At 66.7% G+C, this 15,799-nt stretch carries 13 protein-coding genes; 1 reads left to right on the top strand and 12 read right to left on the bottom strand.

The window, feature by feature from the left end; genetic code table 11:
• Positions 1-96: 96 nt before the first annotated feature.
• Positions 97-2,892, bottom strand: coding sequence for a PAS domain-containing sensor histidine kinase (locus LC407_RS07580; RefSeq protein WP_223482539.1), 2,796 nt, complete (start codon positions 2,890-2,892; stop codon positions 97-99).
• 158 nt (positions 2,893-3,050) lie between these two features.
• On the opposite strand from LC407_RS07580, the gene LC407_RS07575 reads away from it, so the two are divergent.
• Positions 3,051-3,833, top strand: a complete 783-nt coding sequence (locus LC407_RS07575; RefSeq protein ID WP_223482538.1) for a CHAD domain-containing protein — start codon at positions 3,051-3,053, stop codon at positions 3,831-3,833.
• Positions 3,834-3,924: 91 nt separating this feature from the next.
• Here the strand turns inward: LC407_RS07575 and LC407_RS07570 are convergent, their stop codons facing one another.
• From LC407_RS07570 to LC407_RS07520, 11 genes are all read right to left on the bottom strand, one after another.
• Positions 3,925-4,185: a hypothetical protein gene (locus tag LC407_RS07570; RefSeq protein ID WP_223482537.1), complete on the bottom strand. Its 261-nt coding sequence runs from the start codon at positions 4,183-4,185 to the stop codon at positions 3,925-3,927.
• On the bottom strand, positions 4,182-5,531 hold the full coding sequence (locus tag LC407_RS07565; RefSeq protein ID WP_059064210.1) for a hypothetical protein: 1,350 nt from the start codon (positions 5,529-5,531) through the stop codon (positions 4,182-4,184). The genes LC407_RS07570 and LC407_RS07565 overlap by 4 nt, the downstream gene beginning before the upstream one ends.
• A 24-nt stretch (positions 5,532-5,555) precedes the next feature.
• A complete protein-coding gene (locus LC407_RS07560; RefSeq protein ID WP_025874463.1) occupies positions 5,556-6,704 on the bottom strand; it encodes an SPFH domain-containing protein in 1,149 nt (382 codons plus the stop codon).
• Positions 6,705-6,904: 200 nt separating this feature from the next.
• The gene (locus LC407_RS07555; RefSeq protein WP_223482536.1) at positions 6,905-9,343 is read right to left on the bottom strand and encodes an aminotransferase class V-fold PLP-dependent enzyme; all 2,439 of its coding nucleotides are present in this window, start codon (positions 9,341-9,343) and stop codon (positions 6,905-6,907) included.
• Positions 9,344-9,544: 201 nt separating this feature from the next.
• The gene (locus LC407_RS07550) at positions 9,545-10,078 is read right to left on the bottom strand and encodes a lipocalin family protein (RefSeq protein ID WP_223482535.1); all 534 of its coding nucleotides are present in this window, start codon (positions 10,076-10,078) and stop codon (positions 9,545-9,547) included.
• Between the two features lie 14 nt (positions 10,079-10,092).
• Positions 10,093-11,169, bottom strand: a complete 1,077-nt coding sequence (locus LC407_RS07545; RefSeq protein WP_223482534.1) for a class I SAM-dependent methyltransferase — start codon at positions 11,167-11,169, stop codon at positions 10,093-10,095.
• Positions 11,170-11,174: 5 nt separating this feature from the next.
• Positions 11,175-11,951 (bottom strand): DUF1295 domain-containing protein, encoded by a 777-nt coding sequence (locus tag LC407_RS07540; protein WP_099784220.1) that lies wholly within the window; start codon positions 11,949-11,951, stop codon positions 11,175-11,177.
• The gene (locus tag LC407_RS07535; RefSeq protein ID WP_025874468.1) at positions 11,951-12,493 is read right to left on the bottom strand and encodes a DUF2878 domain-containing protein; all 543 of its coding nucleotides are present in this window, start codon (positions 12,491-12,493) and stop codon (positions 11,951-11,953) included. Before LC407_RS07535 ends, LC407_RS07540 begins: the two co-directional genes overlap by 1 nt.
• A 1-nt stretch (position 12,494) precedes the next feature.
• Positions 12,495-13,760, bottom strand: coding sequence for a cyclopropane-fatty-acyl-phospholipid synthase family protein (locus LC407_RS07530; protein WP_223482533.1), 1,266 nt, complete (start codon positions 13,758-13,760; stop codon positions 12,495-12,497).
• The gene (locus LC407_RS07525) at positions 13,757-14,524 is read right to left on the bottom strand and encodes a DUF1365 domain-containing protein (RefSeq protein ID WP_223482532.1); all 768 of its coding nucleotides are present in this window, start codon (positions 14,522-14,524) and stop codon (positions 13,757-13,759) included. The genes LC407_RS07530 and LC407_RS07525 overlap by 4 nt, the downstream gene beginning before the upstream one ends.
• Positions 14,521-15,798, bottom strand: coding sequence for an FAD-dependent oxidoreductase (locus LC407_RS07520; protein ID WP_025874471.1), 1,278 nt, complete (start codon positions 15,796-15,798; stop codon positions 14,521-14,523). The genes LC407_RS07525 and LC407_RS07520 overlap by 4 nt, the downstream gene beginning before the upstream one ends.
• Position 15,799 lies beyond the last annotated feature (1 nt).

Genomic DNA, 15,799 nt, shown 5'->3' with positions numbered 1-15,799 from the left:
GGACAGCATGGCGGTGCCGCGGTAGGCATGCGGTGAAGCATGACCCGGTCGCGCATTCATCCGCTGCCGGCTGCGGCGCAACCTGCGTGGCGGCCTTCAGCCATCGCCGGCCAGCGCGATCCTTACCCGCGAGGCCAGTTCGCCGATGGTGAACGGTTTGCCGATCAGTTGAACCTGCGCATCCAGCACGTTGTTGTCGACCAGCGCGTTGCGGCTGTTGCCGGTGGCGAACAGCACCTTCAGCTGCGGATGGCGCGCGCGTGCCTGCTCGGCCAGCTGCCGTCCATTGACCTCGGGCATCACCACGTCGGTAAACAACAGCGCGACCTCTGGATGGGCCTGCAGCAGCGCCAAGGCGCTGGCGGCGCCATCTGCGGCCAGTACCCGATAGCCGAGTTCAGTGAGGGCATCGACCGAGAACGCGCGGACGGCCGCATCATCGTCCACGACGAGAATGTGCTCGCGCCCGCCGTGCAGGGCCGGCGCATCGTCATCCGATGCGGCAGCGGGCATGTCGACGTCGGCCAGCAGCCGCGGCAGGTAGACCTGTACCCGCGTCCCTTTGCCGGGCGCGGAATCGAGTTTCACATGCCCGGCCGATTGCTGGACGAAGCCATACACCTGCGACAGCCCGAGCCCGGTGCCCTGGCCGACCTGCTTGGTGGTGAAGAACGGATCGAACGCGCGCGCCATCACCTCCGGCGTCATCCCGTTGCCGTCGTCGGTCACCGCGATCACAACGTAGTCGCCTGCAGGCACGCCGGCATGCGCCGATGCGGTGTCGAGGTCGACGCGCTGGTTGCGGGTCTCGATCTTCAATCGGCCGCCGGAGGGCATCGCATCGCGCGCGTTGACCGCCAGGTTCAGGACCACGTTCTCCAGCTGGTTGGCGTCGGCATGGGTCCACCACAGACCCGCGCCGAGTGCGGTTTCAAGGATGATGCTGCTGCCAAGGGAATGCACCAGCAGGTCGGTCATGCCGGCCACCAGGCGGTTGGCATCCATCGCCACCGGCTGCAGCGGTTGCTGGCGCGAGAACGCAAGCAGGCGCTGGGTCAGCTGGGCGGCGCGCTGCGCGCCATCAAGGGCCATTTCAATGTACCGGCTGGCGCGCGCGTCGCTGTCGCCGAGGCGCAGCGCCAGCAGGTCGAGCGGCCCGATCACCGTCGCCAGCATGTTGTTGAAGTCGTGGGCGATACCACCGGTCAGCTGGCCGACCGCCTCCATCTTGCGGCTCTGCCGAAGCGCCTCTTCCACCCGCAGGCGCTCGGCGACTTCGGCCCGCACACGTGCCTCCAGCTGCCCGTTCAGCTCCTGCAGGCGCGCGTCGGCGGCCTTCCGCGCGGTGATGTCGATGGCCACGCCCAGCACGCGCACGCACCTGCCGAACTCGAAGATGCCGCGGCCCTTGGCGGCGACCCAGCGGACGATGCCATCCTCCTTGCCGACGGTGCGGTACTCCACGTCATAGGTCTCGCGCCGCTCGGGATCGCAGGCGGCGGCGAACGCGGCCAGGGTTGCCGCGCGGTCGTCCGGGTGCAGCCCGGCACGGAAGTCGTCCATGGTCACCGGCGCGCCGGCGGAGATGCCGAACATGGCCTTGGTGCGCGCCGGCCAGATCAGCACGTCCTGCACCATGTCCACGTCCCAGAACCCTTGCTCGCCTGCTTCGGTGGCCAGCCGCAGGCGCTCTTCGCTGTCGGCCAGCGCCGCTTCGGCGGCCTTCCGACCGGAGAGATCCAGCATGGCCCCGATCATCCGCAGCGGGGTGCCATCGGCGTCGCGCAGGACCGTTCCGCGATCCAGCACCGACGCATAACTGCCATCCGCGCGCTGGAAACGGTACTCGTCCGTCCAGCCGCTGCCGTTCCCGTCTATCACGGCGTGGATGCCGTGATCGATGCGCGCGCGGTCATCGGGGTGGATGTGCTGCAGCCACCATTGCGCGGTCGTGTTCTTCTCCGTGTGGCCGAACAGGCTGGCCAGCGCTTCGTTCCAGATCACCTGGCCATCGGCGATGCGCCAATCCCAGATGGCATCGTTGGTGGCCTGTGCGGCCAGCCGGTAGCGTTCTTCGATATCACGACGCTCTGCTTCGGCGGCCTTGCGGTCGGTGATGTCCAGCGACGTACCGACCAGGCCGATCACGGCGCCATCGGCGTCGCGCAGCGGCGATTTGGTCGACAGCCACCAGGCCCGGCGACCATCGGGGAAGCTCACTTCCTCCTCCAGCTGCTCGCTGTTGCCGCTGGACATGATGCGCTCGTCGGTCGCCATCACCGACGCCGCCTGGGCGGGGTCGCCCAACAGCTCGGCATCGGTGCGCCCGATATATTCTCCCGGCGGCAGGCCGATCAGCTCGGTGGTGCCGTGGTTGCCGATCAGCAGCCGGCCTTGCCGGTCCTTGGCATACATCACGCCCGGTGCCGCCTCCACGAACGAGCGCAGCAGCGCCTGCGCCTGGTCGCGCTCGGCCTCGACGCGCAGGCGCTCATCGATGTCGATCAGCACGCCCGGGAAACCCAGCGCGCGGCCCTGGGCATCCAGATCGACCCTGCCGATGCTTTCCAGCCAGTGATAGCTGCCATCGGTGGCGCGCGCGCGGTACTGGTGGGCAAAGCGCCCGCCCGTCTGCACGGTCTGCTCAATCGCCGCCGACAGTGCGGGCAGGTCATCGGGATGCACGGCGCCCAGTACGTCCTGCAGGTGCAGTTTCCGCTGCGCCATTGCCGGGTCCAGGCCGAAGGCGCGGGCCAGGGCTTCATCGACCGTGAGCTGGTCGGCCTGGACGTCCCAGAACCAGGTGCCGACGATGGCCCCGGCGGCCAGTGCCATGTTGACGCTGTCGGTGGCCCGGCTGTCGCGGGTGGCAAATGAGGGCAGGGACGTCACGTTGATCTCGAGCGGGAGGAGGGGTGCTGCGCCAGCGTGGCGGGATCAGCACGGGCGAAGGGGCGCAAGTCTAGGCAGCGCCGCGTCACGGCTGCGTGGTGCCGGTGCCCGACGGTGAGCAGGCTACACTGCGGCTCCCATCCCGGCAGGGAACATCGATGTCCGCAGCAGAAGCCGGCGAGGCCTTTCGCCAGAGAGCGCTGCATGAGTGTGCCGCGATCGCTGCGGCGTTGTCGTCGGCATCCGACCCGCACCCGGCCATCCATTCCGCGCGCAAGGCCATCCGCCGATTGCGGTCCCTGTTGGCGCTGCTGGAGCACGCAGCGCTGGACGTCGAGGCTGCCGACCTGGGATTGAAGCGCCTGGGTGATGGCCTGTCCCGCCTTCGCGATGCGCATGTGGTGGTCGAGGTCGCCCGGCAACTGCAGGAGCGGGTTGCCGATCCGCGATGGAACGGCGTCATCCGGATGCTGGTCCTGCGTCGTGAGGGGCTGCTGCAGGCGACCCTGCAGCGTGACCCGGGGTTTGCACGCCGCCTGCGTGTCCTGGCAGCGGTGCAGCAGCAATTGGCGGTCCAACCCTGGCATCAGCTGCGGCGTGGCCCGCTGCGCCAGAATCTTGAGCGTAGCTGGCGCCGCGTGGACAAGGCTGCCGCACGGGCGAAACGCGACGGCGGTGCCGCGGCGGTCCACCGCTGGCGCCGACGCGTGCGCAGGCTGCGCATGCAACTGGATATCGCCTGCGACCTGCAGCTGCACGTGCCGCACAGCAGGCCGCTGCACGCCTCGGGGCATCGTTACAAGGCGCTGCATCGGCTCAGCGACGAGCTTGGCCGGCAGCAGGACCTGCGGCTGCTGCGCAACCTGGTGCAAGCGATGCCTGCCAGTGACGGCAAGCGCTCAGTGATGCAGCAGATCAACGGAGAGGTGGCGCCGGACTGAATCGAGGGGCATCGGGACGTACGGCCACCTGACGTTCCGGTTTGCTTCGAAGGCTGGGATGGTCCCAGCCCCCGAAGCGCTGGCGGAGCGTTCAATCGTCTCCGCTGCTCATCCGCGCCACCCGCTTTCGATACTCATACACGTTGTCGCCGCGGATCCGCTTTTCCTGCGTGCCCGAGATCGAATCGACCCGGCGATCCGAGCCGGTCACCGGCTTGGCATCGATCTCGGTCTCGTGCTCGAACGAATGCGATTTGTCGGTATTGCGGTAGAAGCGGTACAGCGCCCAGTACAGCGCAGTTGCGCCGGCCGGGCCTGCGGCCAACAACCAAAGACCACTGTCATCACTCATGTGCTGGCCACCAGGAAGGCAATTGCGAGGGCTTCGATGATCGTACCTGCGGTCAGCGCCGCCAGCAGCATCTTCCACTGCTGCACCGGCACGCTGCCCATGGTTTCACCGGTCCGGCCGTTCACCGCGATGTAGTGCAGCATGCCGCCGTTCTTGCCGGGCTGGTGGTACGAATACAGCCACACCGGCAGGTACATGGCCACCCAGCGGGTGCCGTGCACTTCCAGTTGCTCCTGTTCCCAGCGCACGCCACGGTCGTAACGGCGCACCGTGCCTTCCACCTGCGCGCGGGCGATCGACAGCAGCTGGTCTTCCAGGCGCGGCCGCAGCTTTTCGACGTCCAGGTTGCGCTTTTCCGAAGTGAACCCGGCCAGGTACGAGGCGTTCCACTTCACCGCGTTCTTGGTGTCGAACGGCAGAATCGTGTTGATGATGTTGTTGGTGTTGGCGCGCGTGTCCAGGTTGCCGCGCTCGGCAGAGGATTCCAGCGGCAGGTCGTCCACGGTGAAATCGACCTGGCGTTCCACCTGGTAGATATCCGCGTCGTAGTAGGTCTGCTTGTTCTTCTCGGTGCCACGGGTGTACTCGCGGGTCTTGATCTCACCCTTGCCAGCCACCGCTGCGCTGACATTGCCGTCGACGATCATGTAGGGCAGGTACACGCCCACCACGTTCTCCGGGGTGAACTGTTCCTTGAACGCCTTGAGCGCGAACATCCGGCGCTTGTCGACGAACTGGCGGATGCGCGCGACCGCATCCTCCTTCTTGATATGGAACGGCAGCACGGCGTCGGGCACCGCGCCGTTGGCGATCTGTTCGTTCACGCCGAACACATGCCGGCACCAGTGGCAGCGCGCCGTCATCGTGCTTTCGGTGTTGACCGTGACTTCGGCGCCGCAACCGGTGCACTTGAAGGTCATCAGTGCCGAGGTGTCGGCATCGATATCGCGTGCGCCCGATGCAATGACGGTGCCACGCAGCTGGTCGATGGCTTCGCCCAGCCCGAATTCCTCCTCCACCCGCGCGCCATGCCATTGGTGACGGCAGTACAGGCAGACCAGGATATCGGTGCCCAGCTTGGGCCGTATGTCGGTGGCGCCGCACTTGGGGCAGCGGTTGAGGCCGTCTTTCAGTTCGGCCGCAGCGGTGTCGATGGCGACCGGGTCGGGCGCCTCGACTTCGTTGCGGATGGCCTCAGGCAGCTTGGAAGTATCCAGCGGGAAGCTGCCGGGCAGGGGAGGGACATCCTGCGGCGAACCGGGGCCGTCCAGCACCGCCGCCGGCAGGGGCGGGGGTGCTGAAGCGGAACCGGGCAGCGGCGGAGGCGTGTTTCTGGGATCGGACATGGTGGTTGCGCGTCCTGCGTCTTCTTACAGTCCCAGCGCCTTGGCCTTCAGCGCGTCGTAGTCGGTCTGGGTGATCAGGCCCAGGTCGAGCATTTCCTTGGCCTTCTTCAGCTTGGCCACCGGGTCGTCGGCGGCAGGGGCGGCCGGGGTTGCCGGCTGCTGCAGGTTGCCCGCGCCGAACATGCCCGATGCCATGCCCACGCCGACAAGCCCGGCGGCACCGCCGTTCTCACCGGCGGACTGGATGCCCTGGGCGACGCTGGCCTGCAGGTTGGAATTGCCACGCGAGCCGGACAGCGCATCGGCGCGCTGCACGGTCTTCAGCAGCTCGCGGGTGTTGGCGTCGTACTCGATCGAGACGATGGCGGTCTTGACGATGGCTAGGCCACGATCGGACTTCCACTGGTAGCCCTGTTCGACGGCGGCCGACAGGCTCTGCGCAAAGCCCAGCGAATCCTGCTGCAGCTTGGTGATGCGGTTGCCCTTGCCCGGATCGTTGGTGTACAGGCTGAACGCCGGCGCCAGCGAACCCACCACTTCATTGAACAGTTGGCTGGCAGCGGCGTTGTCCAGATCGGTGAAGTCGAATACCTGGCCCGGCCGCAGGTAGCTGGCCGGAACGAAGTTCTTCACGAACAGGATCGGGTCCACGATCTTCAGCGTGTACGAACCACGAGTGACCGCGCCGACCTGGGTGTTGAGGAAACCGTCGTCCCAGTAGATTTCCGACTGGGTGCCGAAGCGGTTGTCCGGCAGTTCCTTCAGCGAAACAAAGAAGGCGGCCTGCTGCGAGCCCGGCTGGCCGCCGAACTTGAAGCGCTCCCAGCTCTGCTTGATGAAGGTGCTGACCAGGCCGTCGCCGGCGAAGATCGACTGCGAGTTCAGATCGTCCGAACGCCACTCGTAGCCACCCGGCTCGGCCACGAAGGCAGTGATCGCGCCATCCTGGAACAGCAGCAGGCCGTAGCCCTCGGGTACGACGATCTTCGAACCGTTGCTGATGATGTTGGAGGAGCCGCTGGTGTTCGAACCGCGCCCGGCATTCGTGCCCTGCGGCACCGCCGCGAACAGGGCTGCCGTGGACGGCAGGCCGGTCGGCACGGTGTAGAAGTCCTTCCACTGGTCGGCCAGCACACCGCCGACTGCACCCTTCACCGCTTGTACCAGACCCATGACCCACTCCCTGTAGTTGCCGGACAGGCACCACGCCTGTCGTGCTCGGCTGACTATAGAGGAGGCAGGCTGCATGCGGCTAGCGGCCGGGTGGACCCCCATTCATCTCGCGTCACAGGCCAGGCTGCGGTTGATCCGGCCTGGCCGATCAGCGGCACCGCGCCGGCGGCAGTCCGGCCTGGGCACGGCCCCGCAGCGGATCAAGCCTGCACAGTACTGGCAACCCGGGGTTCCGGAGCCGGTGCCGATGATTGCTCCATTACACATTCCAGGCCTGAAGCATCTGTGTCCAGCAGGCAGGTGGCGAACAGCAGGAAGCGATAGGCATCGGTGAAATTCGATCCCAGCCCGAACGAAATCCTGACCGCACCGCAATCACCCTTCTCCAGGATCTTCTCGTCGAATGTGGTGCAGTCGAGAATCTTCCCGGTCTTGTCCAGCTCACAGTGCTCGGCGCCTGCGGTAGCGTAGGTCGCCTGCTGGACGGCGCCCAGGTTGCAGAAGCAGCCATTGCGCAGGGTGATGCCGAACCGGTCTGCGGCGCGCTTGATGCGGGCGTGCGGCAGGATGGAGCCATAGCAGTCGAAGAAGTTCAGCATCAGCGTCGCCCCCCGCTGCGCAGCGGGCGGGCCATAGATCTGGCACAGCGGCAACGCGCCGCCGATGTGGTGGCGAAGCGATGACAGCTGCGCCTGCAGCCACTCGGCCAACGCACGCGAGCGCAACGCGACTGCTTCCACTCCGCCCAGTGCGGCCACGAATTCAAAGCCTCTGGCGATGGCCGGGAAGGCAGCGTAGTTGGGCGTGCCGACTTCGAATCGCTGGCCCGCATCGCGGTACAGCAGGCGATCGGTGGGCGACCATGGCCCGGAGTAGTAGCACACGCCACCACCGGCAAACGACGGCGGTTTCAGCAGGTCGAGTGCGGCCCGACGGGCGAGCAGGCAACCTGCGCCGGTGGGGTAACCGAAGATCTTGTAGAACGACGCCACCACGAAATCGGGGTGATGACGGCCGCAGTCAAGCCGGTATTGCGGCACCAGGGCCGCCGCGTCACACAGCACCGTCGCGCCATGCGCCTGGGCCCGCTCGATCCAGGCCAGATCGTGCCGGGCGCCGGTCGCATTGGATTGCGCGGGAAAGGCGAGCAGATGCGGCGCGCCGGGCTGCAGCCGCTGCAACGCGCGCCACATCAGCCCTTCATGCAACAACAGCTCGTCATCCAGCGGAATGTACTTCACCTGTGCGCCCTTCGCCGTGGCGTACTCGCGCAAGCCGTGTACCGAGGTGTGATTGTCCTTGGTCAGCAGTGCCTGCGACCCGGCCTGGAACGGGAATGACTCGGCCACCAACCGGATTGCGCTGCTGGCATTGGCGGTGAACAGTATCTCGTACTCCTCCGGCGTGGTTCCGAAGAAGGCGTGGATCTGCTCACACGCCCCATGAAGTGCGTCCTGGGATGCTTTCGATCCGCTGTGCGGATTGCCGAGAATCGTCCGCTTGAGTGCCTGGTAATCCTGCTCAAGCAGGCTGTCGGGTGGCAATGTTCCGCCCACGTGATCCAGATAGGTCACCTGTTGCTCATCCAGCCGCGCATATTCCTGCTGGCGCATGGCCTCGACCTGATCATGGGGATAATCGGGGTGGTCGGCGAGGAACCGTGCGCGAGCGCTTTCGAAGCCGCGCATCGCGCGCGCATCCTGCTGCAGTGGCAGGTGGAGCGCCAGCAGGGGTGAGAAATCCGGCGCCCGGAGGGCGGCCTGCGCTGGAGTGTGTGCAGCATCGACACAGCCGCGCAGCAACCAGGCTTCCACCTGGTAACGCCGGTCTGGCACTGCTGCATGGACGGCGTCCAGCATCGCGTCCAGATAGCGCTCCCTGCTGGGGGCATCGCACTGGTTGAACTCCTCCAGAAGGATGCAGGCGTTGAACAGGAACTCGCGCACATCGGCGTCGCCCATGGCAAACGCGAGGGGCCGCAGTTCAGCCATCTCGCCCTCTCGCGGGGAAAGTCCTTCGATCGTGAACGCGCGTGTGATGGGCGACGGGTCGGTCAGGCTCAGGGCTGCATCCATCAGCCGGGAGGGCATGCCGAAGTGCTGCCGTGACTGCTCGCGGGCCAGCTCGAACAGCTGGTTGTAGTGGAATGCCGTGGCGTAGACCCGTCCGCCAGGGCGGAGCACGCGCCTGAACTCGCGGGCGACGCGCGCCTTGTCCGGCGGGAACATCAGGCCGAACCCGCAGACGATGACGTCGAAGCTGGCGTCGGCGAAGGGCAGCTCCGCCATGTCCACATCGGCAAGGAGGGGCACGTTGCGCTGCACCTCATCGCTCAGCACGCTGCGTGCCACGTTCACGGCGATCGCTGAAAGATCGGTGGCGACCAACCGTAGGCCCAGCGGCCTGCTCAGGTGCTGGTAAAGGTTAGCGGTGATGACCCCGGTGCCGCAGGCGACCTCCAGGACGTCGGACGCGTTGAAACCGGCCCGGATGTCGCCAGCGATCTCCTCGGCCAGCAGCTTTCCGTAGGGACCGAAAATGCGCTGGCTCAGTACGCGCTCATAGAACTCCATGAACGTGCTGAGAGACCATTTCCGTTCGGATACAACCTTGCACTGATGCGGCGAGACATCCTGCATGGCACGCTCCCTGTGGCCGGAGGCCGGTGAATCTTCGCCGCCTTTATTGCATGGGAGTAAATGTCTTTAAGTGATATTAATCACATAAAGCGGGATTGATAATCCGTGAAAGGCCGGGCAGCCCTATATTCCCCCATTCATGGGGCAACGGCCGATTCGGCGCTAGCGTCATTCTGTTCTGCAACATCACTTCGCGCGGGCTCAGCGCACCGACTGCGGCACACGGCGCAGCTTGCCGGTGTCGTAGCCCATTGCCTGGATGCGGGCGACCGCCTGCTGGTAGTCCGCCTCGCTCACCTGCGGCGTGCGCGCCATGTACCACACGTAGTCACGCTTGTTGCGGGCCACGATGGTCTGGGTGTAGCCCTCATCCAGCCAGGCAATCAGGTATTCGGCCTGGATGGGCCAGATGAACTGCATTCCCCAGACCGCACCATTGCCGTGTTTTTCCACACGGCCCACCGGGTGCATCGACTTCTGTGGCGACTGGAAGCTGCCCTTGCGATAGGTGAAAGTGGTCTGGATGCGGCCATCGGCCTGCAGCGCGTAGCTTTCCACCGCGTCGAAGGCCTCGCGCTCGGGCCGGGACGGAATATGGGCGATGACATACCAGTCGCCCATGAAGCGCGGCACGTCCACCTTCGGAGGCAGCGGGATGGGGCGGGTGTCGTGGCTGCTGCAGCCTGCGCCGAACAGGGCAACGGCCAGCAGCGGGAACAGCGATGCGATACGCATGAGGGCGGTCTCCTTCAGCGCGGGCGGAACAGGTAGTGGGCGACCAGCCATTGCTGGCCGTCGTCGTAGCCGAACAATTCGGCGCAGGCCATCCAGAACATGCGCCAGCGCTGCCACCAGATGCGTGCGGCCGCTTCGTCGCCATAGGTCTGTGCCAGCACCGGCAGCAGCTGTTCACGGGCGGCATCCTGGTTGGCCAGCCAATGGTTGGCCGTGCGCTGATAGTGCGTGCCGTCCAGCAGCCAGCGCTGGTCCAGCACCAGGTCGCGCTGGAAGTGCAGCAGCGTGTCCGCTGCCGGCATCAGGCCGCCGGTGAAGAAGTGCCGGCCCATCCAGTTGTCGTCGCCCTCGGTCTCGAACGGATACATCAGCGTGCGATGGGCGAAAATGTGCACGAACAGCGCACCGTCCGGCTTCAGCCAGCGGGCAATGCGGCCCAGCAGGCGGTCGTAGTTGCGGACATGCTCGAACATCTCCACCGACACGCAGCGATCAAATGCAGCGGCAGGCAGGTCCAGCTGGTTGACGTCCCGGGTGAGTACCTCGACGTTGCCGAACCCGCGCGCCTCGCACTGCGCCAGGATATGGCTGCGCTGGCTGTGCGAGTTGGACACGGCGGTGATGCGCGCGTTCGGGTAGCGCTCGGCCATCCACAGCGTCAGCGAGCCCCAGCCGCAGCCCAGCTCAAGAATGGCCTGGCCGTCGGCCAATCCGGCGCGCTGCCCGTACAGCTCCAGCATCGCATCCTCGGCCTGGTCCAGCGTCTCGCGGCCGGTGCGGTAGTAGCAGCTGCTGTACTTCAGGCGATGCCCCAGGCAGCCCTGGAAGAAGGCGGCAGGCACCTCGTAATGCTGGCGGTTGGCCGCATCCACGTGCAGTGCCAGTGGGCTGCCAGCGAGCTCGGCGATACGGCGGCTGAAGCGCTGGGCCTGCTCCTCCATGCTGCCGCTCGACTCCTCGGCCAGGCGTTGCGCACACAGGCGGCGTATGCCCGCGCGCAGCGCCGCATCGGGCAGCCAGCCACGCTCGGCCCAGCCGGTAAGGCCGGCTTCCGTATCGGTAACCGGAGCAAGGGACGGGGTGCTGTTCATCGGGATCACTCCTTGGGGCTGCGCGGAAACCAGGGGAAGAACATCGGGGTACTGCGCTGGTAGTCGCGATAGTCATCGCCTCGACTGCGCAGCGCCTGTTTCTCGGTGAAGGGAACGCCACTGAGGTAGCGCAGGAACACGTACATCAGCACCGGCCCGGACCAGGCCAGCCACCACAAGGGTGAGCCGGCTGCCAGCAGTACATAGGTGAACCAGTGCAGCCACTCGAAGAAGTAATTGGGATGGCGCGTGTACCGCCACAGTCCTTGGCGGCAGGTCCGGCCCCTGTTCGCCGGGTCGGCACGAAAGCGTGCCAGCTGACGGTCGGCCAGTGCTTCGCCGCCCACGCTGAGCAGCCACACGACGACCGCCGCTGCGATCCAGCCAGGCATGTCGCTGTGGGGATTGCCGGCCACGGCCGTGAACGGCAGCGCAAACAGCACCACCAACAGCGCCTGCGCCATGAAGAAGCCGAAGATCCTGCCCTGGTGGCCGTGCCAGTGTTCGCGCAGATAGCGGTAGCGACCGTCTTCCTCCTCGCTGCGTACGCGGCGCCACAGATGCAGGGCGAGACGACTTCCCCACAGGCCACCGAGCACGGCCAGTGCGATGCGTGGCTGCAGCGCGCCATCGCCCAGCCATGCAAGCAGCAGCGCGCCTGCCGCCACGCCCTTTGCCCACAGGACATCGACGATGCCGATGTTGCGGTGCCTGCGCTGCCAGGTCCAACCCCAGGCCATGATCAGCACGGCGTACAGCAGTACCCACCACAGAATGCTCATCAGGCTGCTCCGATCAATGGGGTGTCACGATTGCTGGGCGTTCCGCGACGGGCGACGGCGCACAGCAGCGACAGTGCCACGCACCAGCCCAGCGCCAGTGTTGCCACGCCCAGCCAGGCCGGGGCGGTGAAATGTACGGCCTGGAAACCCCGCGCCGCGGACAGATACGCCAGCGGCGCCAGCAGGCCCAGGGCCACCGGCAGCATCCAGTGCCGCTGCAGGAACGCCATCGACGCCGTCAGCGTCATCGCAAAGGCCGCCCACAGCGCGAAAATCCACGGTGGCGGCACCCATCCAAGCGGTGCGGCGGCGTACTGCACAGCACCGCTGGCTGCAGCGCTGCCATCCACCAGCCAGGCACACCCCAGCGCGAGCAACAGCAGGCGCAGCTCCAGGCGTGGCCGCGTCGAGGCAAGCAACTGGCTGCCGACATAGAGTGTGGCCGACAGCAGGGCCGGCCATTGCCAGCCGCGGCCGGCTCCGGCAACGGCGCACAGCCATACCAGCTGGTTGCCGATTACGTTGACCCAGGTGCGGCGCATGTCAGCCGGCCCGTTGGCCATGGACGTCCGTCTCGGGACGGTAGCCCGGGCGTGCCAGCAGCAGATGGGACACGCCGATCGAGCGCTCCAGGAAGCCGCCCTCGCAGTAGGCCAGATAGAACTCCCACAGCCTGCAGAAGCGGTCATCGAAACCCTGCGCACGTACCGCCGGCAACTGCGCGAGGAAGCGCTGCCGCCAGGCGCGCAGGGTGAGGGCATAGGAGTGGCCGAAATCCTGCTGGGCGATCAGCTGCAGGTCGCAGGCCCGGGTCTTGGCGGCCAGGATGGCGTTGATCGAGGGAATGAAACTGCCGGGGAACACGAAGCGCTTGATGTAGTCCACGCTGCGACGCGCCTGCTCGTAGCGCTGGTCCTCGATGGTGATGGCCTGCAGCAGGGCCACGCCATCGGGCTTCAGCAGCCGCTGCAGGGTCGCCATGTAGGTGTCCAGATACTCGGCACCGATGGCCTCGATCATCTCGATCGACACCAGCTTGTCGAACTGGCCCTGCAGATCACGGTAGTCCTGCATCAGCAGGGTCACGCGCTCCTGCAGGCCCGCCTCGGCCACACGCTGGGCGGCAAGCGCGTGCTGTTCGGCGGAGATGGTGGTGGTGGTCACATGGCAGCCGTAGCGCTGGGCGGCATGCAGGGCGAACCCGCCCCAGCCGGTACCGATCTCGACGACGCGATCACCGGGTTGCAGCTGCAGCTGCTGGCAGATGCGGTCCAGCTTGCGGCGCGAGGCGGTTTCCAGCGAGTCGCCAGCACCGCTGAACACTGCCGAGGAGTACATCAGGTCCGGCGACAGGAACAGCGCGAAGAAGTCATTGCCCAGATCGTAGTGGGCGGCGATGTTGCGGCGACTGCCTTCGCGGCTGTTGCGCCGCAGGCGGTTCCAGCCGCGCAGCAGCCAGCCACCGATGCGCGCCGGCCCGCGTTCCATGCCATCCAGCAGGTCGCGGTTGCGTACCAGCAGCCGCACCAGGGCCACCAGGTCATCGCAGCGCCAATCGCCGTGGATGTAGCTCTCACCCGCGCCGACGCTGCCCTGCGCGGCCACCTTGCGGTAGAACGCCATATCGCTGATGGTCACCGTGGCCTGCAGTGCGCCCGCACGATCACCGAGGATGACCTCGCCCAAGGGGTCGCGTACCCGCAGCCCGCCTTCGCGCAGCGGCGCCAGTACCGCCAGCAGCCTCCGGCGCAGGAATACGTCCACCGCGCCGGGGCGGGGCAGGGCAACGGAAGGATTCAGCTCGTTCATCGCGGTTTCTCGGCAAGAGCGGGGTGGTCATGCACGGGATTGCGCTTCAGCCACAGGCGCAGTGCCTGCCAGTGGATGGCGGCTACCACCTGCACGGTCATCAACGGGTGGAATGCCAGGACCCGGGCCAGGCCGCGGCCATCGAGCGGGCGTCGCTGCATGGCCTGGGTGGCATCGAACTGCCGGACACCGTCGCGCCAGACCTGCATATGTACGCGCAGGTCATCGCCGGGCGCGGTGAAGCGCCAGTCGTAGTGGCAATCCATCGGCATGAAGGGGGAAACGTGGAAGGCTTTGTCGAACTGCCAGCGCAGGGCGCGCCCCTGCGGCTGTGCGCTTTCAACAGGCAGCACATAGGCGTGCCGTTCCTTCCACGGCGTGTTGGTGATGTCGGCGACGATGCAGTCCAGGGTGCTGCCGTCGGCCCGGTAGCAGTAATAGAAGCTGACCGGATTGAACACGTGGCCACCGAAGCGCAGGTGCGCCAACAGACGCACCGGGCCGTCCGGGCGCCGCCCCAGCACGGTCGCGGCATGGTCACGCACGGCGTCTGCAAGTGGTGTCCTGGGATCGCCGAGATAGTCGCTGCGGCGGAACTCTGCCAGGTTGCGGCGCCCGACCGACCACAGCCAGCGCCCGGCAAATACCTGGTCCAACTCGTCCAGGTCCAGCAGCAGCTGCGCGATGGGGTAGCGGAAGGCATGCGGATGCGGATGGTGCCGGCGGTGCACCACGTGCCCGAAGTAGAGGGCGCTGGCGCTCATGCAGCCACCTCCACCTGCAGGGGAGGCGGCGCACCGGCGTCGCGCATCTGCAGTGCATCCACAACGCGGCGGGCACTGCGGATTCCATCTTCATGGAAGCCCCAGCCCCAGTACGCACCCGCAAACCAGGTATGCCGCCGGCCCTGCAGTTCGGCCCAGCGCCGCTGCGCGTCCACCGCAGCCGGATCATGCACCGGATGCGCGTAGTGCAGTCGGCGCAGCACCTTGGCCGGGTCGATGGCCTCGCTGCGGTTGAGGGTCACCACCAGCGGCGTATCACCGGGCAGCCCCTGCAACAGGTTCATGCAGTAGCTGACCGTGCAGGGTGCGGTAGGGTCGCGCGGTACATGCGCGTTCCAGGCCGCCCACGCCTTGCGGTTGGCGGGCAACAGTGAGGCGTCGGTGTGCAGTACGGCCTCGTTGGGTTGGTAGCGGATCGCGCCGAGCACCGCATGCTCGATCGGATCGGCGTCGGCCAGCAGGGCAAGGGCCTGGTCGCTATGGCAGGCCAGGATCACTTCATCGAAGCCTTCAATGCCGGTTGCGGTGTGTACGCGTGCACCCCAGGGCATGCGCTCGACCGCATGCACCGGGCATTCCAGCCGCTCATGCACCCGCCAGCGCGCACGCAGGGCGTCCACGTAGCGCGCCGAGCCGCCCTTGACCACGCGCCAGGGCGCGCGCCCGGTCATCTGCAGCATCTGGTGATTGGCCATGAACTGCACCAGGTAACGGGCCGGGAAGTCCAGCACCTGCGCGGTCGGCGAGGACCACAGCGCCGAGGCCATCGGCAGCAGATGTTCCTGCACGAACGCTTCGCCATAGCGCTGGCTGTGCAGGTACTGGCCCAGCGTGGGGCCCTGCTCCTCGCCCAGCAGCAGGGGCGCGTCGCGATAGAAGCGCCGCAGGTCGGCCAGCATTCCCCAGAAACGCGGCGAGAGCAGGTTGCGGCGCTGGCAGAACAGGCCATCGAGCGATGTGGCGTTGTACTCCACGCCGCTGCGCTCGCTGTGCATCGAGAAACTCATCGTGGTGGGCTGCGAGTCCACGCCCAGTTCGTCGAACAACGCCGACAGCAGCGGGTAATGGTGCGGATTGAAGACGATGAACCCGGTGTCGACCGCCATCCTGCGGCCGTCCACCGTCACCTCGTGGGTGTGGGTGTGGCCGCCCAGGTAGTCGTTGGCCTCGAACAGGGTGACGTCATGCTCGCCGTCCAGCCACCACGCACTGGCCAGACCCGCGATGCCGGAACCGATGACCGCGATACGCATG

Source organism: Stenotrophomonas sp. OVS01A (genome assembly GCF_019969775.1).
GTDB classification, from domain to species: Bacteria; Pseudomonadota; Gammaproteobacteria; order Xanthomonadales; family Xanthomonadaceae; genus Stenotrophomonas; species Stenotrophomonas indicatrix.
This window is presented reverse-complemented; position numbering and strand designations above follow the sequence as displayed.